Raw genomic sequence first — 25701 nt, forward strand, 5'->3', positions numbered from 1 at the left:
TCCATTTTGAATGAGCGTTCAGCAAATATGTTGCAATCCTCTGATAATGCGATAGGATTTTTAGCAAGGGTTGATATGGCCAGGAGTTTGGATGTCGTCGGTCGATCAAGAAACGGGACACGCCGTCGAATACGACGATACGGCCATCCGTTTTCTCGAGGTGCTGTGGGGTGAGGGGTACCTCTCGCCGGGCGGTCCCGAAGAGGTCGACCGTGTACTTCTCGGGCTCGATCTTTCGGGCAAGCGCATCCTTGACTTCGGCTGCGGCGCCGGCGGCGTGACATTGCATATCGCCAAAACCTATCGTCCGGCGGCGATCACCGGTTTCGACGTTGAGGCGCCGGTCATCGCACATGCGCGGGAGGCGGCGGAGCGCGCAGGGGCCGTGGGCGTCTCTTTCATCCAGTCGCCACCGGGACCGCTGCCCTTCATGGACGGCAGCTTCGACGTCGTTTTTTCCAAGGACGCGCTCGTTCATGTGCCCGACAAGAGGGCGCTGTTTCGCGAGATCTTTCGCGTGCTTTCGCCCGGCGGCATCTTTGCCGCTTCCGACTGGTTGATTGCGCATGACGACGAGCCCTCGGACGACATGAAGGCCTATCTTGCGGCCGAGGGCCTGAGCTTCGGTATGGCTTCGGCGGCAACCTATCTCGCCGCGATGACGGCGGCCGGCTTCACCGCGACGCACGCGGAAAACCGCAATGCGTGGTATCGCGACGTGGCGCGGGAGGAGTTTTCACGCCTTAAGGGAGCCTTGCATTCAGCCGCCGTGGCAGCGGTCGGAGAAGCCTATGTGGCCAAGAATATCCGGACTTGGACGGCCATGCAGAAGGTGCTTGACAGCGGAGAGCATTGTCCCACTCATCTGCGTGGCATCAAGCCGATGCGGCGTGGGGCATGACATGCATCTGCGCCTGAAGAAGAACGAGACGGCGGTACGGATGAAACTCACCCCTGAAGTGCAGGAAGCGGCGGAAGGCGAAAAGCGCGGCCGCAAGGCCTCGAAGGAAACCCGGCGGCAACAGTTGATCGAAGCGACGATCGATTCGCTGGCAAAACGCGGTTATTCGGAAACGACGCTCGCCGACGTTGCCGATGGCGCCAGCCTGTCGCGTGGCATCGTCAACTTCCATTTCGAGAGCAAGGAAAAGCTCTTGATCGCCACGCTGCAATACATGGCCGACGAATATGCCGCCAATTGGGGGGCAGCGCTCGAAAAGGCCGGCGACAAGGCTGCGGCGCAGCTCTGGGCCCTCGTTGCCTGCGATTTCGATCGCAAGATCTGCACCAAGCGCAAACTTGCGGCCTGGTGTGCCTTCTGGGGCGAGGCGAAGTCGCGGCCGACCTACCAGGCGCTCTGCGGCGCGCGCGACGTGAAGTACCAGGAGATCTTCCTGGCGCTTTGCCACACGCTCAAGGACGAGGGCGGTTACGCCTATGAACCCGAGGGTATGACGCTGGCACTCTGCGCATCGATGGAAGGGCTGTGGCTGCGGCTGATGATGGGCGATGGCCTGACGCGCGAAAAGGCGCACGCGGCAGCTGTCGAATATTTGCTCGTCGCCTTTCCCAGGCATTTCACCCGGGAAGGGCCGAAATAGGGAACGATAACGCCGGAATGGCCGAATGGAGGAGGTTGGCATGACATTGGTGAACGCGTGCAGGCAAATCTTGGGAGGCGCCTTCATCGCCTCGCTCGTCTCAACCACCGCCCTGCCGGCGCTTGCCGCCGAAAATCTCACGATCTTCGATTGGTCCGGCTATGAGGACCCGGCATTCCACCCGTCCTACACCGCCAAGCACGGCGACGAGCCCGACTTCAGCTTCTTTGGCGATGAGGAAGAAGCCTTTCAGAAACTCCGTTCCGGCTTCAAGGCCGACCTTGCCCATCCTTGTTCGCAGAGTGTCGCGAAGTGGCGCGAGGCAGGGCTGATCGAGCCGCTCGATACCTCGAAGCTCACCTTCTGGAACGATATCGACCCGGGTATCGCGGCGATGAAGGGGCTGATGACGACGCCGGATGGCAAGGCCTGGCTGCTTCCCTTCGAGTGGGGCAACACGGTTCTGACCTATCGCACCGACACTGTGAAAGAAGACGAGGTCAAATCGCTCAAGGCCTTTGCCGATCCGAAGTTCAAGGACCGGGTTTCGATCGGCGACAATGTCGATGACGCCTACGCGCTGGCGAGCCTTGCCATCGGCGTCAAGGACTGGACGACGATGACGGACGAGCAGTTCAAGCAGGCCTCTGACTTCCTGCGCGAGGTGCACAAAAACGTGCGTCTCTACTGGACCGACAACACCGACCTGAGCCAGGCGATCGCCAGCGGCGAGGTCGATCTCGCCTGGGCCTGGAACGAGACGGCGACGACGCTTCAGGCCGATGGTGTTCCGGCCGCGATCAAGAAGGATACATCAGAGGGGCTTTCGACCTGGGTCTGCGGCTATGTCCGGCTCAAGGGCGGGCGGGCGCCGGTCGAGGAACAATATGACTACCTGAATTCAATCACCGATCCGGCGATCACGTCCTACATGGTCGAGTCCTGGGGCTACGGTCATGCGAACGCCCGCGGCATGGCGCAGGTCGATCCGAAGATCCTTGCCGACAAGGGTTATGCCGACGTCTCGAAATTCCTCGCCAACACGCTGTTCCAGTCACCGATGCCGATCGAGCTGCGCCAGCGCATGATCGCCGAATTCGAGAAGATCAAGTCGGGCTATTGAGCAGGGAATGGGGCGGGTCGTGGTTCACGGCTCGCCTAAACCTTTGTCAGTCGGCAACGGCGACCAGCGCGTCCGGATCGTAAGCAAGCCGCACCGTATCGCCGACCGGAATGTCGTCGGCGCCGAAATTGTTGGTTTCCGAAACCGAGAGCGGCTGCTCGAGGCCGGGAATGTCGACGATCAAGTGGGTGATTTCTCCGAAATAGTGGCGGTCGACGACCTTGCCGGCGACCTCGAAGTCGGAGTGGGCATCGTCCCAGAGAACGCGCAGCCGCTCCGGCCGGATGCCGATCGTCGCCGCGCCGTTGCGCGCGACGAAGCCGAGCGGCTTGTCGACCGTGACGCCGCCGAAACGCGGGGTCTCGACGGAGATACGGGTCGCCGTCTCGTTGGTGACGCGGGCCTTCATGAAATTCATGCCGCCGAGGAAATCCGCGACCTGCCGCGTGTTCGGGCGCTGGTAGATTTCCTTGGGTGTCGCCACTTGCGCGATCTGGCCGCCGAACATCACGGCGATGCGGTCGGAAAGCGCCAACGCCTCATATTGATCGTGAGTGACGAGGATAAAGGTAATGCCGACGGCGCGCTGCAGCGTGCGCAGCTCCACCTGCATTTCCTCGCGCAGCTTCTTGTCGAGCGCCGACAGCGGCTCATCGAGCAGCAGAACCTTCGGGCGCATCACCAGCGCGCGCGCCAGGGCAACGCGCTGGCGCTGGCCGCCTGAAAGCTCATGCGCCCGGCGCTTGCCGAGATGGCCAAGCCGGACCTGTTCGAGGGCAGCGGCGACGCGCCGGCGCTCCTCGGCGGCATCGAGCTTCAGCCGCTTCAGGCCATAGGCGACATTCTCCTCGACATTAAGATGCGGGAAGATCGCATAGTTCTGGAAGACCATATTGGTCGGCCGGCGGTTCGGCGGCACGCCGATCACCGATTGCCCGTCGATGCGGATGTCGCCTTCGGTTGGCGTGTCGAAGCCGGCGATCGAGCGCAGGAGCGTGGTCTTGCCGCAGCCGGAAGGGCCGAGCAGCGAGAAGAATTCGCCGGCGGCGATGTCGAGCGAGACATTATCGAGCGCCTTGTAGATGCCGTAGAACTTGTTGACGCCTTCAATCGCGATCATCGGTTTATCAGGCATGCTGCGCTCCCTGTGCCCTGAGCCTGTGTTCGGCGCGGCGGCGTATGATTTCCGAAAGTGTAAGAAGCAGGATCGAGATCAGGAGCATCAAGCTGCCGAGTGCGAGCACGCCCGGTAGTTTGGCGGCAAAGCGCAACTGGCCCCAGATGTAGACCGGCAGTGTCGGTTCGGTACCCGACAGGAAGAAGGCGAGGATGAATTCGTCGAGCGACACCGTGAAGGAGACGAGCAGGCTCGAGACGATTGCCGGTGCGACGACCGGCAGCGTCACCCGGCGAAAGGTGCCGATCGCCGTTTCTCCGAGATCGAGCGAGGCTTCCTCCAGCGACCGGTCGAAACCGTCGAAGCCGGATATCAATACCGACATCGCATAGGGCAGGCAGAAGATCACCTGGCCGAGGATGACGGTGACGAGCGAGAGCTCAAGCCCGAGCTGCAAGAGCACCATCAGCAGCGAGACTGCCACGATGATTTCAGGCAGAAACAGCGGCGCCATGATGAGACCCGTGGCCGGCTTCTTGCCGCGGAAGCGATAGCGGGTCAGTGCGCGGGCAGCGCAGATGCCGAGGATCGTGCTGAGAAGTGCTACGGAAATGCCGACGATCAGGCTGTTGCGTGCCGCTTCCAGCATCGCCGAATTGCCCCAGAGCGAGGCGTACCATTTGGTGGTGAAGCCTGCGAGCGGGAAGGTTGTGGTCGAGGCGTTGTTGAACGAGAAGATCGGCAAAAGCAGGATCGGGAAATAGAGGAACAGCAGGTAGAGGCCGACATAGGCGGGCAACCAGCGCGATTTCGGAATACCGTGACGTCCGCTCATTTGGTCACCTTCACCAGCAGCTGGAGTGCCAGAACGACAAGCCCTGCCATCGCCGAGACGACGACCATGGTCGTGACCGAAAGGGCGGCGCCGAGCGGCCAGTTGGCCCCCTTGCCGAACTGCGCCTGGATGGCGGTCGCGATCATCACCCCGTCCTTGCCGCCGACGAGTTTTGGCGTGACGTAGTCGCCGACCGTGGGGATCATGACAATGAGAAAGGCGGAGATGACGCCCGGCAGCGACAGGGGCAGGGTGACGCGCAAGAAGCTCATCAGCTTGTTGTCACCGAGATCGTGCGCCGCCTCGATCAGCGAGCGATCGACCTTTTCCAGCGACACGTAGATCGGCAGGATCGCGAACGCCGCCCAGCTGTGAACCAGCGTGATAACGACGGCGTTGGAGTTATAGAGCAACGTCGTCAACGGCTTGTCGATGAGGCCGATCGACAGCAGTCCCGTATTCATTACACCGCCATAGCCGAGGATGACTTTCCACGACATCACACGCAGCAGGTAGCTTGTCCAGCAGGGCACGGTGATCAGGAATAGCCAGAGGTTCTTGTGCACCCCGCCATGGAAGGAGATGAACCAGGCGATCGGATAGGAGACGGTGACGGTCACCACGCTCACGACCAGCGAGATGACCAGCGAGCGGAGGAGCAGGTCCTGGTAGATCGGCTCGCCAAGCGCAGTGCGGTAATTCTGAAGGGTAAAGGTGCGGTCGATCGTCAGATAATCCTGGGTCCAGAAGCTGTAGGCGATGACGATCAGGACGGGCAGGAAGAGCAGTGCAAGCGCGTAAAGCAATGTCGGTGAGATCAGGGCGAGGCCGCTTGCCTCTTCGCTGGCGATCCAGCGTGTTCGGCTTTTCGGTGGATCTGCGGGCCGATGCTCCACCCCCGTGCCCGACAGAACCGCCATCAGCATGTCCTCGCGCAACGTGTTGAGCGTGGACACTGGAAATGCAGCGATCGCTTCATTCTATCCATCCCGTGGCGGTTTCCGCCTTTTCGTGTTCCCTCAAATTAGCAAAACGCAAATCGGGATTGAACGCAAGCGGAATTTCTGCAATATTGATTGAACAGCCATTCAATAAAATAGTTCTTTGTCAATCTTTATCAATTGGTTGAGTGGCGAAATGGATCGGATTTATGGGAGATTCCGTGATGGCCGCGAAGCTCGATTCAGCAGTTGTGCCCAACCGCGACGCGGATGAAAACGCCAAGCTTGCAGCGCGTCATCTCGTCCAGCCCTGGCCGGTCGCCGGCAGCATCGGCGCCGAATCGCGCGGGGCGATCGAAAGCGGCGACGGGATCTACGTGACCGATGGCGAGGGACGCCGCCTGATCGATGGCCCCGCCGGCATGTGGTGCGTCAATGTCGGGCATCGCCGGGCGGAACTGGCTCAGGTGCTGCATGACCAGGCGCTGGCGCTGTCCTACAATTCTCCCTGGTACACGACGAGCACGCCTTCGGTGCAGCTTGCCGGACGGCTGGCGGCGCATGCGCCCGGCGATCTCGGCCATGTGTTCTACACGACCGGCGGGTCGTCGGCGGTGGAGACGGCGCTGCGCTTCATGCAGTTCATGAACAATGTGCGCGGCCGATCGGAGAAGAAACTGATCGTCTCGCGTCAGGGCGGCTATCACGGTTCCACCTATCTCTCGGCTTCGCTCAACGGACGGCCGCGCGACCACGACTGGATGGACAGCGCTTCGGACCAGGTGATCAAGCTCACCTGTCCCAATCCCTTCCGCCGTCCTGCGGGCCAGAGCGAAGCCGAGTTCTGCGATTTCCTCGTGGCAGAGTTCCGCGCGGTGATCACGGAGCGCGGCGCGGAGAAAATCGGGGCCTTCATTGCCGAGCCGGTCATGGCGTCGGGCGGGGTTATCGTGCCGCCGGCAGGCTATCTCCAGCGCATGCGCACCCTATGCGCTGAGAGCGACATTCTCTTCATCGCCGATGAGGTGGTGACGGCCTTCGGCCGGCTCGGCGAGGTCTTCGCTTCGAAGGCGGTGTTCGGCATCGAGCCCGACATGATCACCTTCGCCAAAGGGGTGACGTCAGGCTATTTCCCGCTCGGCGGCGTGATGATCTCGTCGCGGCTTCTGGAAACATTGCGCCAGTCCAATCATTCCGACGCCATGTTTGCCCACGGCCTCACCTATTCGAGCCACCCGATCGGCTGCGCGGTGGCGCTCAGAAATCTCGACATTCTGGAAGATGGGCTGCTCGATCATGCGCGCGCCATCTCCGGTCATTTCCAGAGCGCGCTGAAGCGGCTCGAGGCGCTGCCGCTCGTCGGCGAGGCCCGCGGCCTGGGGCTGATGGCCTGCGTCGAGTGTGTGGCCGATCGGGTCAGCAACAATCCGCTGATGCTTGATCTCGAAGTGGGCAAGCGCATCGACCGGCACTGCCAGGAACTTGGCCTGCTCGTGCGACCGCTGATCAACATGTGCGTGATGTCGCCGCCACTGACGATCACGACCGGCCAGATCGACGACATGGCCGAGATCCTTGATGTCAGCATTCGCCGGACGATGGACGAACTGGTGCGTGAGGGGCTCTGGAAGGGGTAGGAGCCCCAACATGTTAGAGCGGGATGCGAGCGGAAAACCGCGCACACTTTTCCTCCTCCCGCTCTTAAAAATGCCTCGGCCCCGCCAGCATTCCCCGGCGGGGGCGATTTCAGGGCCGGATGATCTCCGGCCCTTCTTTTTGTCTCTGTTCAGCGCGCCGCCAATGTCGCGTTGACCGTCGCCATTTCTTCCTCGCGCGGCGCCTGCTCAAGCGTCATGACCGGCAGCACAGCGCGCAAGTGATCATGGTGGGTGCGTACGCCATATTCGAGATCCGACAGATAGAACCCACCGAAGGCTTTCGAGGTCATGGATTCATTTGACCAGATCGTCAGTTGCACATCCTCGGCCTGGGTGTCTCGGTCGATGCGGAAGGCGAGGTAGCGGGCGAGCCGCTGCTGGCGCGTTTCATCGGGATAGCGGTAGATCGCGCCGCGCAGTAGCGTCTTGCCGGTCGAAAGCGGGAATTCCTGATAGAACTGTACGCTTTCGGGCGTCACCGCGATGACCGCGTTCGGAAACAGGCCGAAATAGATCCAGGCCTTGCGCAGTCGTTCCGGCAGATGCGTCGCTTCTGGTGCGATCTGTACGTATTGCCTTACGCTCCAGCGCCGCCCGGCATGCGGATTGTAGGTCGCAAAGGAGCGGCAGAGCCCCTTGACGAAGGGTTCGTCGTAATAGGTCGAGCCATAGAGATCCTGCAGCGCCGGGTGGGCCATGGCGACGTGATAACCTTCGTTGTCAACGTCGCGCACGGACTTCCAGTTGACCGGGCTGTCCTGCGTCCAGATGCCATAGGTCGGTACCATGGTCTCGGTCCCGTACTGCCCGAGTTCATCGGCAAAAGGCTGCATGAGCTCGGCGACCGCGGGCTGCGGACCGGGACGAAAGCGGATGAAGACAAATCCCATCCACACCTCGAGCTCCAGCGGGATCAGCCCGAAGGCCTGTTTGTCGAGCGGCGGGAAGGAGCGCGGCCGCGCAGCACCGCGCAGCGTTCCGTCGAGATTGTAGACCCAGCCGTGGAACGGACAGACGAGCGCATTGCGGCAGGTTCCTTTGTCGTCGGCAACGACCCGCGAGCCGCGATGGCGGCAGATGTTGTGAAAGCCGCGGAGCGTACCGTCCTGGCCGCGCAGGATCAGTGCGCGTTCGCCAACGACATCCATGGCGATGTAGTTGCCGGGTTCCGGCACATCGGAGACATGGCAGGCGATCTGCCAATGCTGTCGGAAGACGTGTTCCTTCTCCAGCTCCAGCAGGGCGTCGCTGTGGTAGCACCACCCGGGCAGCCCACGGCGATCCCAGTTGTTTGGAATGGAAATGTCGCGGACCAACTCGTTCATCACGGTCTCCATTTTTGCTGAACGTTCATTCAATATATCCAGCTATTGCGATGAAGGGAAGACCTAAGGGCCTCTTCACCGTCGTCGAAGGAAGACCTGGGAAAGGCCGATGAGATAGAGCACGGTTCCGTTCCATCGATCGAGGGTGAGTAACCAGAACCGGCAGGAATGGAACAAGCGATGGAACCGCAGGATCGGCAAGCGTTGCGGGAATGCTCACTTGTGCGCCTGGCGGTGCGACATGAGGCGGCGATCTTCGTATCTGCCCATGCAGCCGAAGCCCGCCATGCGGGCTTGTCTCACAACATCGTACTTTCGCGGACCTGCAGCTCGAAGCCCAGGTCGACGATCGGCGATGCGATTGGCCGACCGGCAAGTCGATCCAGCACCATTTGCACCGAGTGTCGGCCGATCTCATAGCGCGGTGTGCGCACACTGGTGAGCGACGGATAGGCGACGCGCATCATGTCGAGATCGTTGAAGCCGCAGATTGCCATGCGGTGCGGCACGGCGATACCCGCCCGCTGGCATTCGAAAAGCACGCCCATGGCAAGGTCGTCATTGTTGCAGAAGACCGCGTCAAGATCGGCGACCTTTGCCAGCGCATCGGCAAGCAGCTGCCCACCGAGCGACACGCGCGACGGTGTCAGCGTCGTGGTTACCAGCTTGGGATCAAAGAGCTGTGCGGCTTCCAGAGCCGAGCGGTAACCGGCGAGGCGACGCTGCGAGCGCGGATCCATGCGCGCGCCAATGAAGCCTATCCGCCGATACCCAGCCTCGATCAGATGGCTGGTCGCTACCTTGCCGCCATCGAAGTGAGAAAAGCCAACCAGCATATCGACCGGATCGTCGCCATATTCCATGATCTGCACGATGGGGCAATCCGCGCTCTCGAGCAGTTGGCGGGTCGCCTCGGTCTGGTCGATGCCGGACACGATCAGCGCCGATGGCCGCTGGCTCAAAAACATCCGGATCAACCGTTCCTCTTCCCTCGGCGAATAGTGGGTATTGCCCATCTGTATCTGCAGCGGACCGTCGCCGAGCCCGTCATAGATGCCTCGTAAGGTGTCGGCAAAAACGATGTTCGTCAGCGACGGCACGAGAACGCCGATCACGTCGGCCCGCGCGGACGCGAGCGCGCGCGCATTGGGGTCGGGCGCATAGCCGAGTTGGGCCACCGCCGTATCGATCTCTGCGCGCAGTTCGGCCGAAACCTGCGACGGATAGCGCAGCGCGCGGGAGACAGTGATCGCAGCGACGCCGGCCAGCTTTGCGACGTCGGCGATTGTCGGCCTGCCACTGCCGCGCCGGCTTGCCTTTCGGCCCTGGTCCCTGGAAGTGATATCGTCGGTCACGTCGGCTCCTGCTGGCTGCGTGAGCGAAGAGTTTCGACATCGGTGTTGCCGACATACCAGTTCCTGGCCTCCACCTCATCGAAGACGACGGAGATGTCGCACTCAGGCAATCCTGTTGCCTCGGCAATCGCCGCCACGACCTTGCTGCTGATTTCCGCCTTCTTGGCCGCAGGATCATCGGCGAGGGTCTCGCGCACGATGGCGATCCGCACGAACGGCATGGCTGGCCTCCTGCCTCAGTAGAGTTTTGCGCCGTTGACCATCAGCCGAACCGCATAAAGCGAGCTGGTGGCACAGATGTAGAGGATGTTCCGCTTCGCGCCGCCGAACACGCAGTTGGCGGTATTCTCCGGCACTCTGACCTTGCCGAGCAGAGTGCCGTCCGGGTGGTAGCAATGGATGCCGTCCCGGGCGCTCGTCCAGATCCGCCCCTCGTCGTCCAGGCGGAACCCGTCAAAGAGGCCCGCGGTGCAATCGGCAAAGACCCGCCCGCCCGATACCGCGCCCGCCTCGTTCACATCGAAGACGCGCATCTGCGCCGGGAGGTCGGGTCCGTGCGTCCGGCCGGTGTCGACGACGTAGAGCTTTTTTTCGTCAAGCGAGAATGCGAGCCCATTCGGGCGCACCATGTCGGTGATGACCGCGGCAACCGTGCCCGTAGCCGGGTCGACACGGTAGACGTGGCAGGCGCCGATTTCGCTTTCGGCCCTGTGTCCCTCGTAATCGCTTTCGATGCCGTAGGCCGGATCGGTAAACCAGATCGATCCGTCCGACTGTACGACGACGTCGTTCGGCGAGTTGAGGCGCTTGCCGTTCCAGCGGTCCGCGACAGTGACGATGCTCCCGTCATGTTCGGTGCGGCTGACACGGCGGCCGCCGTGCTCACAGGTCACCAGACGACCATCCCGGTCGGTGGTATTGCCGTTTGCGAAGTTCGACGGTTGGCGAAAGATGCTCACATGCCCGTCGGTCTCGTCATAACGCAGCATCCTGTCATTGGGGATATCCGACCAGACCAGATAGCGCCCGGCTGCGAAATAGGCGGGCCCCTCAGCCCAGCGACACCCCGTATAGAGCTGCTCCACTCGGGCGCTCTGGTTGACCAGGCGGGCAAAGCGCTGGTCCACGATCTCGAAATCCTCGGTCATGGGTATCCTCATGCGGCAACGATCGCACTCTGAACGGGCTCGTATGATAGCGCTATCATAACGGAAGGGAATAGGCTTCCTGCTTCGATGTCGAACCTTTGCCGAATTTCACTTGAAAACCGGGAGATTCGGTTCTCGGTAATCCGCAAATGTTACTTTACAATTATTTGTGGTAGCGCTACCTAATTAAGAGACAACGGTGTTTTCGGGAGGAGACCAGAGCGCCTCGTCAATGGTGAAAGCAGGCATCCAGCGTGCCGGTGCCAGAGAAGTTCGTGCCGTTCCAGAGGGAAGAAGTTCACTCTCGAACCGGAGAACAAAATCAGTGGCGCGCCAATGGGAGGAATGTCGATGGTGAAGTCACTCGCTGGCGGCATCGTTGCTGCCACTGCCTTTTTCATGTTGGGATCGGCCGGCTACGCAGATCCGGAAGTGGTTTCAGGACCTGCGGCGGAACCGGAATGTTTTGCGCCTTGGTCGGCGGACACCAAATTCTTCAAGTTTCCGAAAAAGGACGGCCCATACCGCATCGCTCTTGCGAACGGCTACATCGCCAACACCTGGCGTATCCAGATGGTTCAGACGGCCAAGGCCTATGCCGCTCAGCCCGATGTCGCAGCCAAGCTGAAGGAGTTCAAGGTCGTATCGACAGGTGAGGATGTGCCCGCCCAGATCTCGGCGATCAACAACTTCATCGATTCCGGCTATGACGCCATCGTCGTCAACGCTCAGAACCCGACGGCATTCGCGCCCGTCATCAAGCGGGCGAAGGAGGCGGGCGTGGTGCTCGTTGCCTTCGACAACATCCTCGACACCGAGGACGCGATCAACGTCAACGTCGACCAGAAGGGGCTCGGGCAACTGTGGGGCGACTGGCTCGTCAAACATCTGCCTGATGGCGGCAAGGTACTCGAGGTGCGCGGCGTGGCCGGTACTTCTGTTGACACCGACCGGCACGACGGCATCCATGAGAAACTCAAGGCGTCGGGCAAGAAGTTCGAGGTCGTCGAGGTCATGGGCAAATGGGACGACGGCGTTGCCCAGAAGGTGACCGCGGATGCGATCGCGACCAGCGGTCCGTTCGACGGCGTTACCGGACAGGGCGGCGATACGGGCATCGTCCAGGCGATGATCGACGCCAAGCATCCCTTCGTGCCGTTCGGCGGCGAAACCGAAAACGGGTTTCGCAAGTTCTGCGCAGCACATGCTGCCGACGGCCTGAAATGCTCGTCGGCCGGAACCGGACCGGCCCAGGTGGCCGTTGCCATCAAGACGGCGATCGCCGCGCTCGAGGGACAGGTGGTGCCGCAGTCGGTCAAGTTGCCGTTGGCCATTGTCGAAGATCCGAATTTCAAGGAGGGCCAGGACTACTTCCAGTCCGAATCCGACAATTTCTTCGTCGGCAATTCCTTCCCGACCTGCGGCATCAATTTCTCCGCCCAGGAGATCATGAAGCAGAGCAAGGAAAACCAATAGGTCGATAAGGAACGGGCACCGCAGGCAGCTAGGCGTGCGGTGCCCGTCGTCCGTAACGGTTTCCCGGAGTGCGCAATGGAAAATGGCGGACCGCTCTTTCGCATGGAGGGAATATCGAAGCGCTATGGTGGGGTTCGCGCGCTTGAAAATGCCGGACTGTCGGTCAGGGCAGGGGCCATCCACGCAGTACTCGGCGAGAATGGCGCCGGAAAGTCGACGCTCATCAAGATCATGGCCGGCGTCGTGGCTGCGGACGACGGCCAGATGACGCTCGGCGGGCAGCCGGTGAAATTCGCTTCGCCGGCTGCCGCCAACGCCGCGGGGATTGCCTGCGTCTTCCAGGAGTTGTCCTTGATCCCGGAACTCAGCGTTGCCGACAATATCGTCATCTCCAATCCGCCGACGCGGTTCGGCATGATCGACCGCAAGGCCCAGAGGCGCCTGGCAGAGGAGGCGCTGGCGCGCGCCGGTGCCGCCGACATCCATCCTCTGGCGCTGGTCAAGGATCTGCCGCTGTCGCGCAAGCAGATCGTCGAGATTGCCAAGGCGCTGGCCCGCAAGCCGCGCATCCTCATCCTCGACGAGGCGACATCGGCGCTGACTGCGGCCGATGTTTCGAAGGTTTTTGCAGTGCTGAAGCGATTGCGTGCGGAAGGGCTTGCGCTTGTCTACATCTCGCATCGGATGAACGAGATCGCGGAACTTGCGGACGACTGCACGGTGTTTCGCAACGGCAGCAAGGTCGCGAGCTACGCGGCGGGCTCCAAGAGTGATGGCGAAGTCATCGAGATGATGATCGGCCGTGAATATCACAGCGTCTACCCTGCGAAGCCGAGCCGGCTTGCACAAACCGCGCCAGTGCTTGAAACACGAAATCTGTCCTGGGCGGACCGGCTCCACGACATCTCGTTTTCGCTCCGCTCGGGCGAAATCGTCGGTCTTGGCGGGTTGGACGGGCAGGGGCAGCGGGATCTGCTTCTGGCGCTATTCGGCGTCTTGCGCGGGCTGCGGGGCACGATTCTTATCGACGGCAGCCCTATCAGCATCAGCAGCCCCGCGCAGGCGCGCCGGCGCGGCGTCGGCATGGCGCTCATCCCCGAGGACCGTAAGACCGAGGGGCTGATGCTGCCGATGACGGTGCGCGACAATCTCTCGCTTGCGTCGCTCGACCGGCTGACGCGCGGCGGGATCATCGACAGCGCGAAAGAGGAGAGCGCGGTCAATCAGATGATGACGCTGCTCGCCATCAAGGCGGGGAATATCGATGCGCCCGTCGGTGCGCTCTCCGGCGGCAACCAGCAGAAGGTCGTCATCGCGAAATGGCTGATGCGGCAGCCACGCATCGTCCTCCTTAACGATCCTACACGCGGCATCGACGTGGGAACCAAGCAGGAGATCTATCTGCTCTTGCGGCGCCTGGCTGACGCGGGCGCGGCCATCCTGTTCTATTCGACCGACTACGCCGAGTTGATCGGCTGCTGCGATCGGGTTCTCGTGCTTTATGACGGGGCGGTGAAACGGGAACTGGTGGGAGCTGAGATAACGGAGCGCGCCCTGATCGCGAGCGCGCTAAACATCCCGTCCGCGGAACCAACCCATCAGGAGCCCGCGCAATGAACGACTGGCAGTACCGACTGGCCGAGCACCGGGGTGCGCTGACTGCGGTTGCGGTCTTCGTGGTGATGTTCATCATCTACACGGCAAACCATCCGGCTGGCTTAACAGCCAACGTCATCCAGACGGCCGCCAACAAGGGGGTGCTGCTCGCCTTTGTCGCGATGGCCCAAACCATGGTGGTGATAACCGCGGGCATCGACCTTTCCGTCGGCATGATCTTCCTTCTCACCAACTGCCTGGCCTCATGGCTGGTCGTGGGCTCGCCGCTCGAAACGACCTTCGGCATCGTTGTCGTCCTCGCCGTCGGGGCGCTCTGCGGCGCAATCAATGGAGCCATCGTCATATACGGGCGGCTGCAGCCGATCGTGGCGACGATTGCGACCGGGGCGATCTATTTCGGCTTGGCCCTGCTGCTGCGACCTTTTCCGGGTGGGTCCGTGAACGAGGGCCTGGCGGACGCCCTGACAGGACGTATATTCGGGATCGTCCCGGCGAGCCTTGTGGCACTCGCGGCGGTGGTTGTCTTGATATGGGTGCCCTTCAGCCGGTCGGTCTATGGCCGGGCGGCCTATGCCGCCGGTTCTTCCGAAACTGCGGCTTACATGTCTGGCATGCCGATCCGGCGCGGCAAGCTGCTTGCCTATACGCTCTCGGGCCTGGTCGCCGCCCTCGGCGGGCTGTTCCTCACTTTTTTTACGTATACTGGTGACGCGGCTTTTGCCAGCGGCAACGCCTACACGCTGTTCTCGATCGCCGCCGTGGTGCTGGGAGGCGTTTCACTGTTCGGCGGCAAAGGCAGCGCCATCGGTGCCGTCTTTGGCGCGCTGGCGTTCCGCACGATCGGCGACCTTTTGTTCGTTTTCGATCTCGACCCGCTCTGGCAACCGCTGTTCCAAGGGCTGATCCTGCTTGCGGCCATCAGCCTCGGCGCTCTGGCCCTTTTCCGCGTGCGCAATAGATTGGAGTGGTTCCTGTGAGCGAGACGGCGATGACGCGCGCAAATGGACGCAAGCCGAACTTCCTGCGCAAACTCGATCCGGCGGTGGTCACCGCGTTCGGCTGCATCCTGCTGCTGCTTGTCCTTGGCAGCTTCTATTCGCGCAGCTTCCTGTCACCGGAGTATCTGCTGCAGCAATTGAAGGTGGCATCCTTCCTCGGCATCATCGCCACTGGCATGATGCTTGTGATCCTGCTCGGGCAGATCGACCTTTCCGTGCCGTGGGCCGTTGCAACAGGCGCGATGATGGCCTGCGCGGCCGCCGCCTACGGCCCGGTAGGCACTGCACTTGCGATCCCTTTCGGCATCCTTTGCGGCATCGGTATCGGGCTCGTCAACGGTGTCGGGGTGGCATATCTGCGCATACCCTCGATGATCGTGACGCTGGCGACGAATGCCGTCGCTCAAGGGGTGATGGTGGTCTACACAGGCGGCTTCTCGCCGCAGGATTCGGCCACCGCGGCCATGCGCTACCTCTCCACCGGCGCCTTGATCCCCGGTATCCCAAATGTCGTCTTCATCTGGGCTCTGGTCGGCACGGTGATGGTCTTCCTGCTGCGCCGGACGGGCTTCGGTCGGGCCGTCTACGGCATCGGCAATCGCGAACGGGCGGCCTATCTTTCAGGGATCAATACCCGCCGCATCGTGATGATCGCCTTCGCCGCATCGGGCGGGCTCTCGGCCTTCGGCGGCGTCCTGCTGGCAGGCTATGCCTCCAAGGCCTCGCAATCCATGGGCGATGCCTACCTTCTTCCTGCCATAGCGGCCGTGGTGCTCGGCGGCACCTCGATCCTCGGCGGGCGGGGATCCTATCTCGGCACGGTTGCCGGGGTCATCCTCATCACGCTGCTGCAATCGATCCTTTCCGTCACGCAGATGCCCGAGGCCGGGCGCCAGATCATCTACGGCGTGGTGATCATACTCATGCTCCTGCTCTATGGTCGCGCACCAGCCAGCCGTTAAGCTTGCGGAGAACAGGGACATGCGATGCGGCGAGAGCCCGGCAAGCGCCTTGCCCGGACAATCGGCACGCAGAACCGCACATCTTCCTCGGCCGTTCGCGGGATATCCGGCAGAGCGTGGAAGTTTTGGGTATGGTGACGGTCTCCAGTTTTTAAGACAGTCCGTGAGAGGTGATCCATGCTGTGAAGCTGACGATTCACGCCGCCGCTTTGGCTAGCCTGCGCGCGATGTCGAAGAAGGCGCTGACGAGCTTGCCGTTGCTACGCTCGCGCAGACAGATCAGCGCTTCGTCCATCAGCATTTCCGGTGCATCGATCCGGATGGGAACGAGACGATTGTCCTGGCCGAATTCGGCGGAGGAGACGAAGCCGACCCCGCCGCCGGCCGCCACGATCTCGCGCACGGCCTCGCGGCCTTCGGCTTCGATGAGAGGCGTGAGCGGCACGCCGCATTGTTCGGCCATCGCTTCCAGCTTCTGCCGGGTCTTGGAGCCCTGCTCGCGCATGACGAGCGGGTGCCCTGCGAGCTCGGAGAAAGTAACCGTTTTCCGGCTCGCGAGCGGATAGTCGCGGCTGGCAAAGGCGATGATCGGCGTGGAGTTGAGCTTCAGGACGTCGAAATCGCTTGATTGCGGGATTTCGCCGAGAACGCCGATATCCGCCTCGTAGGCGTGCAGGCTGGTAATGACGGTCTCGGTGTTGCCGGAATCGATCGAGACCTGCACCGTCGGGTAGGTGCGCCGGAACGCGGCCAGGATATGCAGCAGATGGTGTGCGGCGTCCGCCACGATCCGTAGCTTGCCGGCCCGGAGCGCGCGCGATTCCGAAAGAAGGTCCAGCGCCTGCTGTTCGACGTCGAACATCCGGCGGGTCACTTCCAAGAGCTGCTGGCCCGCCTGGGTCAGCGTGACCTGCTTCTTGTTCCGGTTGAAGAGCAGGACGTCATATTCCTCCTCGAGCTTGCGCACCTGATCGGAGACCGCAGGCTGGGTGAGGAACAGTGCTTCCGCGGCGCGTGAAAAACCGCCGTGGATGGCCACGTTGTGGAAGGCGCGAAGCTGGACATAGCGCATCCGTACGACGCCTCCTGATAATAGATTTGATCTATGGTTTTATTAAAACGAACGATTTGATTTATGTAAAGCGGCATCGGATAGTTTTCGGATTCCATCCTTTTTACGGAGTGCGCGCATGAACCTCCCGGCTGTCGCCCTCGAACTTGCCGCTGCCACCGTGCTTCTGCTCTACGCCGTCAGTCTCGTGAAAAAGGGCGTCGAAGCGGCGGCGGGCGACATCGTCGCGCGAACGGTTGGTGGCGCCGGCGGCAGGCCGCGCGCCGCCGCCTGCGGCTGCGCCGTGGCGATTGCCCTGCAGAGTTCGACGGCCGTCGCCATGCTCGCCGCCGGCTTCGCCGTCAGTGGCGCATTGGCGCTCGACATCGGTCTCGCGGTGCTTCTGGGAGCCGATCTTGGTTCGGCCCTCGTCGTCAAGATCCTGTCGTTCGATCTGCACTGGCTGGCGCCGCTGCTGATAGCGGCAGGTGGTCTCGCGCATCTGAAGGCATCGAGCCGCAAGACGGTCGAAGGCGGGCGCGCCGTGCTTGGCATCGGTCTATTGCTTCTGTCGCTGCAGATGATTGGCCATGCAACGCAGCCGCTGGCGCAAAGCCCGCTTTTGCCGTCTGTCGTCGCCTTCATCGGCCAGGACGCGCTGACGGTGATGATCCTCGCGGCGCTCTTCACCTGGGCGCTGCATTCCAGCGTGGCGGCGATCCTCTTGATCTTGACCTTTGCCGCGAAGGGCATTGTGCCTGTCGACGTCGGCATTCCCCTGGTTCTCGGCGTCAATGTCGGCGGCGGGTTGATCGCGTTGTGGCTGACGCGCGGTCTGCCGGTCGAAGGCCGCCGCCTGCCGCTTGGCAATCTTCTCTTTCGAGCCCTGTTCGGCGCAACGATCTTCGGCCTCTTCTCGGTGCATGCCCCGTTTGACTGGCTTCCCGGCGAGACGGTGGCCGCGGAACTTGTCAACCTGCATGTGCTCTTCAATACTGCGCTTGTCGTCGTCGGGACGGTTTTCTGCGGCGCGATGGCGCGCCTCCTTCGCTTGCTTGCGCCCGATGCCGCCGGCGCGGGCGATCACTCGATACATTTCAGCGCTCTTGACCCTGCGCTAATCGACAAGCCTGCGCAGGCGCTCGCGGCGGCAGCGCGCGAAGTGTTGCACATGGGCAATCTCATCGCCCGCATGCTCGAGCCCATCATGGCGGTCATCCAGTCGCCGACCCCACAGGCGGTAAAGACGCTGCGCGGCATCGACGGCGATATCCATCGGGCACATAGCGAGATCAAGCTCTACATCGCCGCCGTCAACCGCGGCATTCTCACCGACGATCAGTCGCGGCGCGGCATCGAGCTTACCGAGGCTGCGATCCACCTGGAGTATGCCGGAGACGTCGTCGCGAAGAGCCTCCTGCAGATGGCGGAGGAAAGACTGGAAGGAGCCGGTGCGTTCTCGCAGGAGGGCTGGCGCGAGCTTACCCTTTTGCATGAGTCGGTGTCTTCCAACGTCCGGCTTGCGGCCAATCTCCTCGTCTCACCCGATCCGGTGATCGCCCGCGAAATGGTGCGGCAGAAGGAACATGTGCGTCGGCTCGTGGAGGAGAGCAGCAAGAGCCATCTGGAGCGGCTTCGCCAAGGGGTGGCCGCCAGCATCCTATCGAGCGACATGCACCTGGAGATCGTGCGGGCGCTGAAGGAGGTCAATTCGCTGGTGACGACGATGGCCTATCCGCGCCTGCGCGAGAGCGGGGACCTCTTGGAAAGCCGGCTGGTGCCGGCCGCCTAGAAGCATAAGTAGAAACGATAGATTGATACAAAAGAACGATTTTACAGATATATGTTTCCGCCCCATTGTCGTTCTCGAACACGCCAACCGCGAGGACGGACAATGCCAAACACCGCTTCTGACAGAACCATCGCGCCCCTGGAAACGCCGAGGCTCGGCGAGCCCTATCTGCTCACGCCCGGCCCGCTGACGACGGCCTACGTGGTCAAGGAAGCCATGCTCAGGGACTGGGGTTCCTGGGATGGCGACTTCCGGGCGATGACGGCCAAGCTCCGAAGCGAACTGCTCGACATCGCCGGTGACACCAAGGGCGAGTTCGATTGCGTGCCGATGCAGGGCAGTGGCTCGTTCTCGGTGGAGGCGATGCTTGGCAGCTTCGTTCCGAAGGACGGCAAGGTACTGGTGCTGATGAACGGCGCCTATGGCAAGCGCATCGCCCAGTCGCTCACCTATCTCGGCCGCGACCACGTGACCATCGACAAGGGCGATTACATGCCGCCGCGCGGACCGGAAGTCGCCGCCGCTCTCGATGCAGACCCGGCCATAAGCCATGTCGTCGTCGTTCATTGCGAGACCAGTTCCGGCATTCTCAATCCGCTGAAGGAAATCTCTGACACCGTCTATTCCCGTGGCCGCAAGTTGCTCGTCGATTCCATGAGCGCGTTTGGGGCCGTGCCCGCCGGCGTCAATGACTTCCGCTACGAGGCGATCGTCTCCTCGGCCAACAAATGCATCGAGGGTGTTCCCGGCTTCGGCTTCGTCATCGCCCGCAAGAGCGAGCTTGAGGCCGCCAAGGGGCGCAGCCATTCGCTCAGCCTCGATGTGCACGCCCAGTGGGACTACATGAACAAGACCGGCCAGTGGCGCTTCACGCCGCCGACCCACGTGGTCGCGGCCTTCCTGGAGGCCTTGCGTCTGCACCGGGAGGAGGGCGGAGTTGCCGGCCGCGGAGCCCGCTATGCCCGCAACCGCGACGTTATGGTGGCCGGCATGCGCGAGGCAGGCTTCGAGACGCTGCTTGCCGACCAATGGCTGTCGCCGATCATCGTCACCTTCTTCAGTCCGGCCCATCCGGCCTTCGCCTTCGATCGCTTCTACGACCTGATGAAGGAGAAGGGATTCATCATCTATCCGGGCAAGCTGACCGTGGTCGACAGTTTCCGCGTCGGCTGCATTGGCCGCATGGACGAGCATGTCATGCGCCGCGTGGTCGAGGCCGCCCGCAGTTCCCTGACTGAAATGGGTGTCGACAGCGCCGCTCCCCCGGCCGTCGCCCTTGAAGAACGCCGCCGTCTCGCTGCCTGAACAAAGGAAATTCCAATGAACCAGATGTCCAAGATCACCGTCACCGCCAACCGCCGCACCTATCCCTGGCCGAAGGTTCCGGCCATCGCCATCTGCCTCGACGGCTGCGAGCCCGCCTATCTCGATGAAGCAATCAAGGCCGGGCTGATGCCGACGCTCGAGCGCATCCGCAAGACCGGGACGGAGCGCACGGCGCTCAGCGTCATCCCGAGCTTCACCAATCCGAACAACCTTTCGATCGCTACCGGCCGGCCGCCGGCGATCCACGGCATCTGCGGCAACTATCTCTACGAACCGCAGACAGGCAACGAAGTGATGATGAACGACCCGCGCTTCCTGCGCGCGCCGACGATCTTCAAGGCATTCTACGATGCCGGCGCGAAGGTGGCCGTGGTTACGGCAAAGGACAAGCTGCGGGCGCTGCTCGGCCACGGCCTCAAGTTCGACGAGGGCAGGGCGGTCTGCTTCTCCTCGGAAAAGTCCGACAAGACGACCAAGGCGGAAAACGGTCTCGACAATGCTTCGGCCTGGCTTGGCCGCCCCGTGCCGGAAGTCTATTCGGCCGATCTCTCCGAGTTCGTCTTTGCCGCCGGCGTCAAACTGCTCAAGGAATTCCGGCCCGATGTCATGTACCTGACGACGACGGATTACGTGCAGCACAAATATGCGCCCGGCGTGCCGCAGGCGAATTCCTTCTATGAGATGTTCGACAAGTATTTGACCGAACTTGACGGACTTGGCGCGGCGATCATCGTTACCGCCGACCACGGCATGAAGCCGAAGCACAAGACGGATGGTTCGCCTGACGTCGTTTACGTCCAGGACCTGCTCGACGAATGGCTCGGCAAGGACGCCGCGCGCGTCATCCTGCCGATCACCGACCCCTATGTCGTGCATCATGGCGCGCTCGGTTCCTTTGCCACCGCCTATCTGCCTGAGGGCGCCGACAAGGAGGAGATCATCGAGCGGCTGCAGGCGATCGAAGGCATCGACGTCGTGCTCTCCCGCCCGGAAGCCTGCGTGCGCTTCGAACTGCCGGACGACCGCATCGGCGACCTCGTGCTGATCTCGACCGAAAACAAGACGCTCGGCACCAGCGAGCATCGCCACGATCTGGCAGCACTCAACGAGCCGCTGCGCTCGCATGGGGGCCTGACGGAACAGGCGGTGCCGTTCATCGCCAATCGCAAGCTTCCCGAACTCCTGACGGCCAGCACACTGCGCAATTTCGACGCGTTCTTCTACGCGCTTGTCGCAGCGGCGCAAGTTGCGCATTGAGGAGGACGCGATGACCAAGGTGGAAACGGCATTTGCAATTCGCCACGAGCCGATGCGGATCGCCGGCAAGGCGGTCGATACCGAGGGGCGCATCGAGGTGCGCTATCCCTTCAACGATGCGGTCATCGGCACGGTGCCTGCGGGCAGCGCCGAGCATGCCCGCAAGGCCTTCGAGATCGCGGCGGCTTATCAGCCGAAGCTGACGCGTTACGAGCGCCAGCGCATCCTGCTGAAGGCCGCGGACCTGCTCGTTGCCCGCAAGGAGGAGATCTCCGATCTGATCACGTTGGAGCTCGGGATCTCCAAGCAGGATTCTCTCTACGAGGTCGGTCGCGCCTTCGACGTGCTGACGCTGTCGGGGCAGATGTGCATCCATGACGATGGCGAGATCTTCTCCTGCGACCTCACTCCACACGGCAAGGCGCGCAAGATCTTCACCATGCGCGAACCGCTCAACGCCATTTCGGCGATCACACCGTTCAACCATCCGCTCAACATGGTGGCGCACAAGGTGGCGCCGGCGGTTGCGACGAACAATTGCGTCGTCCTGAAGCCGACCGAGTTGACGCCGATGACGGCGCTTGTCTTCGCCGACATTCTCTATGAGGCCGGCCTTCCGCCGGAGATGCTCTCCGTCGTCACCGGCTGGCCCGCCGATATCGGCATGGAGATGATCACCAATCCGAACTTCGACCTCATTACCTTTACCGGCAGCGTGCCGGTCGGAAAGCTGATCGCCGCGCATGCTCACTACAAGAGACAGATCCTGGAACTGGGCGGCAATGACCCGCTGATCATCCTCAACGATCTCTCGGACGCCGATCTCGCCAGGGCAGCAGATCTCGCCGTTGCCGGTGCGACGAAGAATTCCGGCCAGCGCTGCACGGCGGTGAAGCGCATCCTTTGCCAGGAGAGCGTCGCCGACCGTTTCGTGCCGCTGGTGCTGGAGCGGGCGAAGAAGCTGAAGTTCGGCGACCCCATGGATCGCGCTACCGAACTCGGTACCGTCGTTCACGCCCGTGCGGCGGAAATCTTCGAGGGTCGTGTGCACAAGGCGGCGGAAGAAGGGGCGGAAATCCTCTACGATCCCGGCCGTAAGGGCGCCCTGTTGCCGCCGATCGTGATCGACCGGGTTGCCCATTCGAGCGAACTGGTGATGGAAGAAACCTTCGCGCCGATCATACCGATCGTGCGCGCCCCCGATGACGATGACGCGCTGATCGCGCTGTCGAATTCGACCGCCTTCGGGCTTTCGTCCGGGGTCTGCACCAACGACTTCCGGCGGATGCAGAAATACATCGCCGGGCTCAAGGTCGGCACCGTCAACATCTGGGAAGTGCCGGGCTACCGCATCGAGATGAGCCCCTTCGGTGGCATCAAGGATTCCGGCAACGGCTACAAGGAAGGCGTCATCGAGGCGATGAAGAGCTTTACCAATGTCAAGACTTTCTCCTTGCCATGGTGATTTGAAGCGTTTCCCCCGCTGATTCACCTCCCTAGGAGCCGCTGTGTCGGCTCCCTTTTTTTGTTGGCGGATGCCAGATCTCCTGGATCCGTCCGCTCGACGGTGAGCCCTTTGCCTTCACACGCGGCAGGTCAATTCCTGTTCGACCAAAAGCGCCGATGCTTTAGCCATGAGACTGCGGATTTGCCCGGTTTTGCGGCAATTGATCCATAGTTTTTATCTTCTGAACGATAAGAATAATAAATTTTACTTACTGGAAACCGCTGCGCAGAATGTTTCCCGAAGCCGATCACAAAAGGGAAACGACAAGATTTTCCGCCGCGCTTCCCCGGTTTTACCAGGTCTTCAGAGGAGAACTTGAACATGAACAGTCGCATGCTCCTTATGCTTGCCGGCGCCGCTTCCGCGTTGTTTCCCGCGATCGCTACCGCTGAAACCCAGCTCACCGTCTACACCGCCGTCGAAGCCGTCGACCTCGACCGCTACAAGGCGACCTTCGAGAAGGCCCATCCGGACATCAAGATCAACTGGGTGCGCGATTCCACCGGCGTCATGACCGCCAAGCTCCTTGCCGAGAAGGACAATCCGCAGGCCGACGTCGTCTGGGGGCTCGCCGCCACCTCGCTGCTTCTGCTCAAGACCGAAGGCATGCTGGAGCCCTACCAGCCGAAGGGCGTCGAGGCGCTCGACCCGAAATTCGTCGACCAGGACACGCCGCCAAGCTGGGTCGGCATGGACGCCTATGTTGCCGCCCTTTGCTACAACACGGTCGAGGGCGAAAAGCTCGGCCTCAAGCCGCCGACGAGCTGGAAAGACCTGACGAACCCCGAATACAAGGGCCACGTGGTGATGCCGAACCCGGCATCCTCGGGCACCGGTTTCCTCGACGTCTCCGGCTGGATGCAGATGTGGGGTGACGAGAAGGCCTGGGACTTCATGGACAAGCTCCACCAGAACATCTCTGCCTACACGCATTCCGGCTCCAAGCCGTGCAAGATGGCGGGCGCCGGCGAAGCCGTCATCGGCGTGTCCTTCGAGTTTCCGGGCGCCAAGGCCAAGAGTGCCGGCGCACCGATCGACATCATCTTCCCCGCGGAAGGCTCGGGCTGGGAGGCTGAAGCCACGGCGATCATCGCCGGCACGGCAAACCTCGAAGCCGCAAAGACGCTCGTCGACTGGTCGGTCACCAAGGAAGCGAACGAAATGTACAATGCCGGCTATGCCGTCGTTGCCTATCCGGGCGTCGCCAAGCAGGTCGAGCACCTGCCCGACGACATCGCCTCCAGGATGATCGTCAACGACTTCGAGTGGGCCGCAAACAACCGCTCTGACATCCTCAAGGAATGGCAGAAGCGTTACGACGCCAAGTCTGAACCGAAGAGCTGAGCCTGATCGGCCGGGCGTAGCGCCTTCGCGCTGCGCCCGATCGCATTTCTCGGAAAGAAAATCCCTCAAGCCAGCGGAGCTTGCAGATGAGGCATGCCCTGTCGATCGAACCGACGCCCACCAGCCGTCAGCACTTCGCCGATGATCCGGCCGCGGAGCCGGCTCCCTATTTGCAGATCTCGGATCTCTGGAAAACCTATGGCGATTTCGTCGCGCTGCGCGACATTTCGCTGTCGATTGCGCGGGGCGAGTTCGTCTGTTTTCTGGGCCCGTCGGGATGCGGCAAGACAACGCTGCTGAGAGCAATCGCTGGCCTCGATCTGCAGACGCAGGGCACCATCCTGCAGGACGGTCGCAACATCTCGACGCTGCCCGCTTCCAGCCGCGACTATGGCATCGTCTTCCAGTCCTACGCGCTCTTTCCCAATCTGACGATCGAGCAGAACATCGCCTTTGGCTTGGAAAACACCGGTCGGTCGAAGGCGGGGGTAGCCTCCCGTGTCGCCGAGCTGCTGGAAATGGTCGGCCTGTCGGCGCATGGCAAGAAGTATCCTGCCCAGCTTTCCGGCGGCCAGCAGCAACGTATCGCGCTTGCACGCGCCATCGCCATCTCCCCGGGGCTGCTGCTGCTCGACGAGCCGCTTTCCGCGCTCGACGCCAAAGTCCGTGTGCATCTCCGCCATGAGATCAAGGCGCTGCAAAGAAAGCTCGGCGTTACCACCATCATGGTGACGCACGACCAGGAGGAGGCGCTCGCCATGGCCGATCGTATTGTCGTCATGAACCACGGCGTCATCGAGCAGGTCGGATCGCCCACCGAAATCTACCGCCATCCAGAAACACTGTTCGTCGCCGACTTCATCGGCGAGACCAACCAATTTCCGGCGCGCGTGCTTGGGGATGGTGAGGTCGAGATCGGCCATTCGGCCTTCTGTTGTTCGACCGAGGAATTTTCCGCCGGGCATGCCGCAACGGCTGTTGTCCGCCCGGTCGACATTATCCCGCACGGCGCCGATGCCCATGCCGCCAACGCCATCGATCGGCCGGCGACGCCGCAGAACCTGATCGACGCCGAAGTGCAGGAGATGGAATTCCTCGGCATGTTCTGGCGCACGCGCCTGACGGCGCCACGCCTTGGCGAGCGCACGCTTGTCGCCGATTTCTCGGTCAACGCCGTCAGGCGTCTCAGGATCGAAACGGGCGGCGCCATCCAGGTGGAAATCCCACGGGATCGTCTTCTGCTCTATCCAAGGGGTGCGTGACGATGA

23 protein-coding genes are annotated in these 25701 nt (G+C 62.0%); 14 read left to right on the forward strand and 9 right to left on the reverse strand.

Going from position 1 to position 25701, the window contains the following annotated elements:
- The first annotated feature begins 91 nt into the window (after nt 1-91).
- From XB14_RS26375 to XB14_RS26385, 3 genes are read left to right on the forward strand one after another with little or no spacing between them, the layout of a single operon-like run.
- The gene (locus XB14_RS26375; RefSeq protein ID WP_077966096.1) at nt 92-901 is read left to right on the forward strand and encodes a class I SAM-dependent methyltransferase; all 810 of its coding nucleotides are present in this window, start codon (nt 92-94) and stop codon (nt 899-901) included.
- Nucleotides 902-941: 40 nt separating this feature from the next.
- Nucleotides 942-1601, forward strand: coding sequence for a TetR/AcrR family transcriptional regulator (locus tag XB14_RS26380; protein WP_077967749.1), 660 nt, complete (start codon nt 942-944; stop codon nt 1599-1601).
- Between the two features lie 40 nt (nt 1602-1641).
- On the forward strand, nt 1642-2724 hold the full coding sequence (locus tag XB14_RS26385) for an extracellular solute-binding protein (RefSeq protein WP_077967751.1): 1083 nt from the start codon (nt 1642-1644) through the stop codon (nt 2722-2724).
- 46 nt (nt 2725-2770) lie between these two features.
- Here the strand turns inward: XB14_RS26385 and XB14_RS26390 are convergent, their stop codons facing one another.
- From XB14_RS26390 to XB14_RS26400, 3 genes are read right to left on the reverse strand one after another with little or no spacing between them, the layout of a single operon-like run.
- Nucleotides 2771-3844, reverse strand: a complete 1074-nt coding sequence (locus XB14_RS26390; RefSeq protein ID WP_077966097.1) for an ABC transporter ATP-binding protein — start codon at nt 3842-3844, stop codon at nt 2771-2773.
- 7 nt (nt 3845-3851) lie between these two features.
- Complete coding sequence (locus XB14_RS26395) at nt 3852-4676, reverse strand: ABC transporter permease (protein ID WP_077966098.1); 825 nt, start codon at nt 4674-4676, stop codon at nt 3852-3854.
- Complete coding sequence (locus XB14_RS26400; RefSeq protein WP_143348552.1) at nt 4673-5596, reverse strand: ABC transporter permease; 924 nt, start codon at nt 5594-5596, stop codon at nt 4673-4675. The genes XB14_RS26395 and XB14_RS26400 overlap by 4 nt, the downstream gene beginning before the upstream one ends.
- A 245-nt stretch (nt 5597-5841) precedes the next feature.
- On the opposite strand from XB14_RS26400, the gene XB14_RS26405 reads away from it, so the two are divergent.
- Complete coding sequence (locus tag XB14_RS26405) at nt 5842-7254, forward strand: aminotransferase (protein WP_077966099.1); 1413 nt, start codon at nt 5842-5844, stop codon at nt 7252-7254.
- A 149-nt stretch (nt 7255-7403) separates the two neighbouring features.
- On the opposite strand, the gene XB14_RS26410 is transcribed toward XB14_RS26405, so the two are convergent.
- From XB14_RS26410 to XB14_RS26425, 4 genes are all read right to left on the reverse strand, one after another.
- Nucleotides 7404-8600 carry an aromatic ring-hydroxylating oxygenase subunit alpha gene (locus XB14_RS26410; protein ID WP_077966100.1) on the reverse strand — a complete coding sequence of 399 codons (1197 nt, stop codon included), beginning with the start codon at nt 8598-8600 and terminating at the stop codon, nt 7404-7406.
- A gap of 299 nt (nt 8601-8899) precedes the next feature.
- Nucleotides 8900-9955: a LacI family DNA-binding transcriptional regulator gene (locus XB14_RS26415; RefSeq protein ID WP_234804147.1), complete on the reverse strand. Its 1056-nt coding sequence runs from the start codon at nt 9953-9955 to the stop codon at nt 8900-8902.
- Nucleotides 9952-10176 (reverse strand): tautomerase family protein, encoded by a 225-nt coding sequence (locus XB14_RS26420; RefSeq protein ID WP_077966101.1) that lies wholly within the window; start codon nt 10174-10176, stop codon nt 9952-9954. Before XB14_RS26420 ends, XB14_RS26415 begins: the two co-directional genes overlap by 4 nt.
- 15 nt (nt 10177-10191) lie before the next feature.
- The gene (locus XB14_RS26425) at nt 10192-11103 is read right to left on the reverse strand and encodes an SMP-30/gluconolactonase/LRE family protein (RefSeq protein ID WP_077966102.1); all 912 of its coding nucleotides are present in this window, start codon (nt 11101-11103) and stop codon (nt 10192-10194) included.
- Between the two features lie 351 nt (nt 11104-11454).
- Between XB14_RS26425 and XB14_RS26430 the strand changes: the two genes are divergently transcribed.
- The 4 genes from XB14_RS26430 to XB14_RS26445 all read left to right on the forward strand — a co-directional run bounded on the left by XB14_RS26430 (nt 11455) and on the right by XB14_RS26445 (nt 16156).
- Entirely contained in the window at nt 11455-12579 is a 1125-nt protein-coding gene (locus tag XB14_RS26430) for a sugar ABC transporter substrate-binding protein (RefSeq protein ID WP_077967755.1), read from the forward strand.
- Between the two features lie 75 nt (nt 12580-12654).
- Nucleotides 12655-14196, forward strand: a complete 1542-nt coding sequence (locus XB14_RS26435; protein WP_077966105.1) for a sugar ABC transporter ATP-binding protein — start codon at nt 12655-12657, stop codon at nt 14194-14196.
- Nucleotides 14193-15173: an ABC transporter permease gene (locus tag XB14_RS26440; protein ID WP_077966107.1), complete on the forward strand. Its 981-nt coding sequence runs from the start codon at nt 14193-14195 to the stop codon at nt 15171-15173. Before XB14_RS26435 ends, XB14_RS26440 begins: the two co-directional genes overlap by 4 nt.
- An 11-nt stretch (nt 15174-15184) precedes the next feature.
- Complete coding sequence (locus tag XB14_RS26445) at nt 15185-16156, forward strand: ABC transporter permease (RefSeq protein ID WP_179119678.1); 972 nt, start codon at nt 15185-15187, stop codon at nt 16154-16156.
- A 196-nt stretch (nt 16157-16352) separates the two neighbouring features.
- Here XB14_RS26445 and XB14_RS26450 read toward each other — a convergent pair whose 3' ends face one another.
- Nucleotides 16353-17228, reverse strand: a complete 876-nt coding sequence (locus tag XB14_RS26450) for a LysR substrate-binding domain-containing protein (protein WP_077966109.1) — start codon at nt 17226-17228, stop codon at nt 16353-16355.
- A 118-nt stretch (nt 17229-17346) separates the two neighbouring features.
- On the opposite strand from XB14_RS26450, the gene XB14_RS26455 reads away from it, so the two are divergent.
- The 4 genes from XB14_RS26455 (at nt 17347) to phnY (ending at nt 23047) form a co-directional block, all read left to right on the forward strand.
- Nucleotides 17347-18999 carry a Na/Pi cotransporter family protein gene (locus XB14_RS26455; RefSeq protein WP_077966110.1) on the forward strand — a complete coding sequence of 551 codons (1653 nt, stop codon included), beginning with the start codon at nt 17347-17349 and terminating at the stop codon, nt 18997-18999.
- Nucleotides 19000-19101: 102 nt separating this feature from the next.
- Complete coding sequence (locus tag XB14_RS26460; RefSeq protein ID WP_077966111.1) at nt 19102-20304, forward strand: 2-aminoethylphosphonate--pyruvate transaminase; 1203 nt, start codon at nt 19102-19104, stop codon at nt 20302-20304.
- A gap of 15 nt (nt 20305-20319) precedes the next feature.
- A complete protein-coding gene (gene phnA / locus XB14_RS26465) occupies nt 20320-21582 on the forward strand; it encodes a phosphonoacetate hydrolase (protein ID WP_077966112.1) in 1263 nt (420 codons plus the stop codon).
- Nucleotides 21583-21592: 10 nt separating this feature from the next.
- Entirely contained in the window at nt 21593-23047 is a 1455-nt protein-coding gene (phnY, locus tag XB14_RS26470) for a phosphonoacetaldehyde dehydrogenase (protein WP_077966113.1), read from the forward strand.
- Between the two features lie 131 nt (nt 23048-23178).
- Here the strand turns inward: phnY and XB14_RS32880 are convergent, their stop codons facing one another.
- Nucleotides 23179-23412 (reverse strand): hypothetical protein, encoded by a 234-nt coding sequence (locus tag XB14_RS32880; protein ID WP_143348553.1) that lies wholly within the window; start codon nt 23410-23412, stop codon nt 23179-23181.
- Here XB14_RS32880 and XB14_RS26475 point away from each other — a divergent pair.
- Nucleotides 23411-24433, forward strand: a complete 1023-nt coding sequence (locus tag XB14_RS26475) for a putative 2-aminoethylphosphonate ABC transporter substrate-binding protein (RefSeq protein WP_077966114.1) — start codon at nt 23411-23413, stop codon at nt 24431-24433. The two genes, XB14_RS32880 and XB14_RS26475, sit on opposite strands and share 2 nt — an antisense overlap.
- A gap of 86 nt (nt 24434-24519) precedes the next feature.
- On the forward strand, nt 24520-25695 hold the full coding sequence (locus XB14_RS26480) for a putative 2-aminoethylphosphonate ABC transporter ATP-binding protein (protein WP_077966115.1): 1176 nt from the start codon (nt 24520-24522) through the stop codon (nt 25693-25695).
- Nucleotides 25696-25701: the final 6 nt, after the last annotated feature.

It is taken from the genome of Ensifer adhaerens (assembly GCF_002007205.1).
Taxonomy (GTDB): domain Bacteria; phylum Pseudomonadota; class Alphaproteobacteria; order Rhizobiales; family Rhizobiaceae; genus Ensifer; species Ensifer adhaerens_D.

Bases quoted from the DNA above. Each gene is read 5' to 3' on its own strand.
- XB14_RS26475 (WP_077966114.1), top strand. From the start codon at position 23,411: ATGAACAGTCGCATGCTCCTTATGCTTGCCGGCGCCGCTTCCGCGTTG.
- XB14_RS26420 (WP_077966101.1), bottom strand. From the start codon at position 10,176: ATGCCGTTCGTGCGGATCGCCATCGTGCGCGAGACCCTCGCCGATGAT.
- XB14_RS26390 (WP_077966097.1), bottom strand. From the start codon at position 3,844: ATGATCGCGATTGAAGGCGTCAACAAGTTCTACGGCATCTACAAGGCG.
- XB14_RS26425 (WP_077966102.1), bottom strand. From the start codon at position 11,103: ATGACCGAGGATTTCGAGATCGTGGACCAGCGCTTTGCCCGCCTGGTC.
- phnA (WP_077966112.1), top strand. From the start codon at position 20,320: ATGAACCAGATGTCCAAGATCACCGTCACCGCCAACCGCCGCACCTAT.
- XB14_RS26450 (WP_077966109.1), bottom strand. From the start codon at position 17,228: ATGCGCTATGTCCAGCTTCGCGCCTTCCACAACGTGGCCATCCACGGC.
- XB14_RS26375 (WP_077966096.1), top strand. From the start codon at position 92: ATGTCGTCGGTCGATCAAGAAACGGGACACGCCGTCGAATACGACGAT.
- XB14_RS26385 (WP_077967751.1), top strand. From the start codon at position 1,642: ATGACATTGGTGAACGCGTGCAGGCAAATCTTGGGAGGCGCCTTCATC.
- XB14_RS26445 (WP_179119678.1), top strand. From the start codon at position 15,185: ATGACGCGCGCAAATGGACGCAAGCCGAACTTCCTGCGCAAACTCGAT.
- XB14_RS26460 (WP_077966111.1), top strand. From the start codon at position 19,102: ATGCCAAACACCGCTTCTGACAGAACCATCGCGCCCCTGGAAACGCCG.
- XB14_RS32880 (WP_143348553.1), bottom strand. From the start codon at position 23,412: ATGTTCAAGTTCTCCTCTGAAGACCTGGTAAAACCGGGGAAGCGCGGC.
- XB14_RS26395 (WP_077966098.1), bottom strand. From the start codon at position 4,676: ATGAGCGGACGTCACGGTATTCCGAAATCGCGCTGGTTGCCCGCCTAT.
- XB14_RS26440 (WP_077966107.1), top strand. From the start codon at position 14,193: ATGAACGACTGGCAGTACCGACTGGCCGAGCACCGGGGTGCGCTGACT.
- XB14_RS26380 (WP_077967749.1), top strand. From the start codon at position 942: ATGAAACTCACCCCTGAAGTGCAGGAAGCGGCGGAAGGCGAAAAGCGC.
- XB14_RS26410 (WP_077966100.1), bottom strand. From the start codon at position 8,600: ATGAACGAGTTGGTCCGCGACATTTCCATTCCAAACAACTGGGATCGC.
- phnY (WP_077966113.1), top strand. From the start codon at position 21,593: ATGACCAAGGTGGAAACGGCATTTGCAATTCGCCACGAGCCGATGCGG.
- XB14_RS26405 (WP_077966099.1), top strand. From the start codon at position 5,842: ATGGCCGCGAAGCTCGATTCAGCAGTTGTGCCCAACCGCGACGCGGAT.
- XB14_RS26435 (WP_077966105.1), top strand. From the start codon at position 12,655: ATGGAAAATGGCGGACCGCTCTTTCGCATGGAGGGAATATCGAAGCGC.
- XB14_RS26455 (WP_077966110.1), top strand. From the start codon at position 17,347: ATGAACCTCCCGGCTGTCGCCCTCGAACTTGCCGCTGCCACCGTGCTT.
- XB14_RS26400 (WP_143348552.1), bottom strand. From the start codon at position 5,596: ATGGCGGTTCTGTCGGGCACGGGGGTGGAGCATCGGCCCGCAGATCCA.
- XB14_RS26480 (WP_077966115.1), top strand. From the start codon at position 24,520: ATGAGGCATGCCCTGTCGATCGAACCGACGCCCACCAGCCGTCAGCAC.
- XB14_RS26430 (WP_077967755.1), top strand. From the start codon at position 11,455: ATGGTGAAGTCACTCGCTGGCGGCATCGTTGCTGCCACTGCCTTTTTC.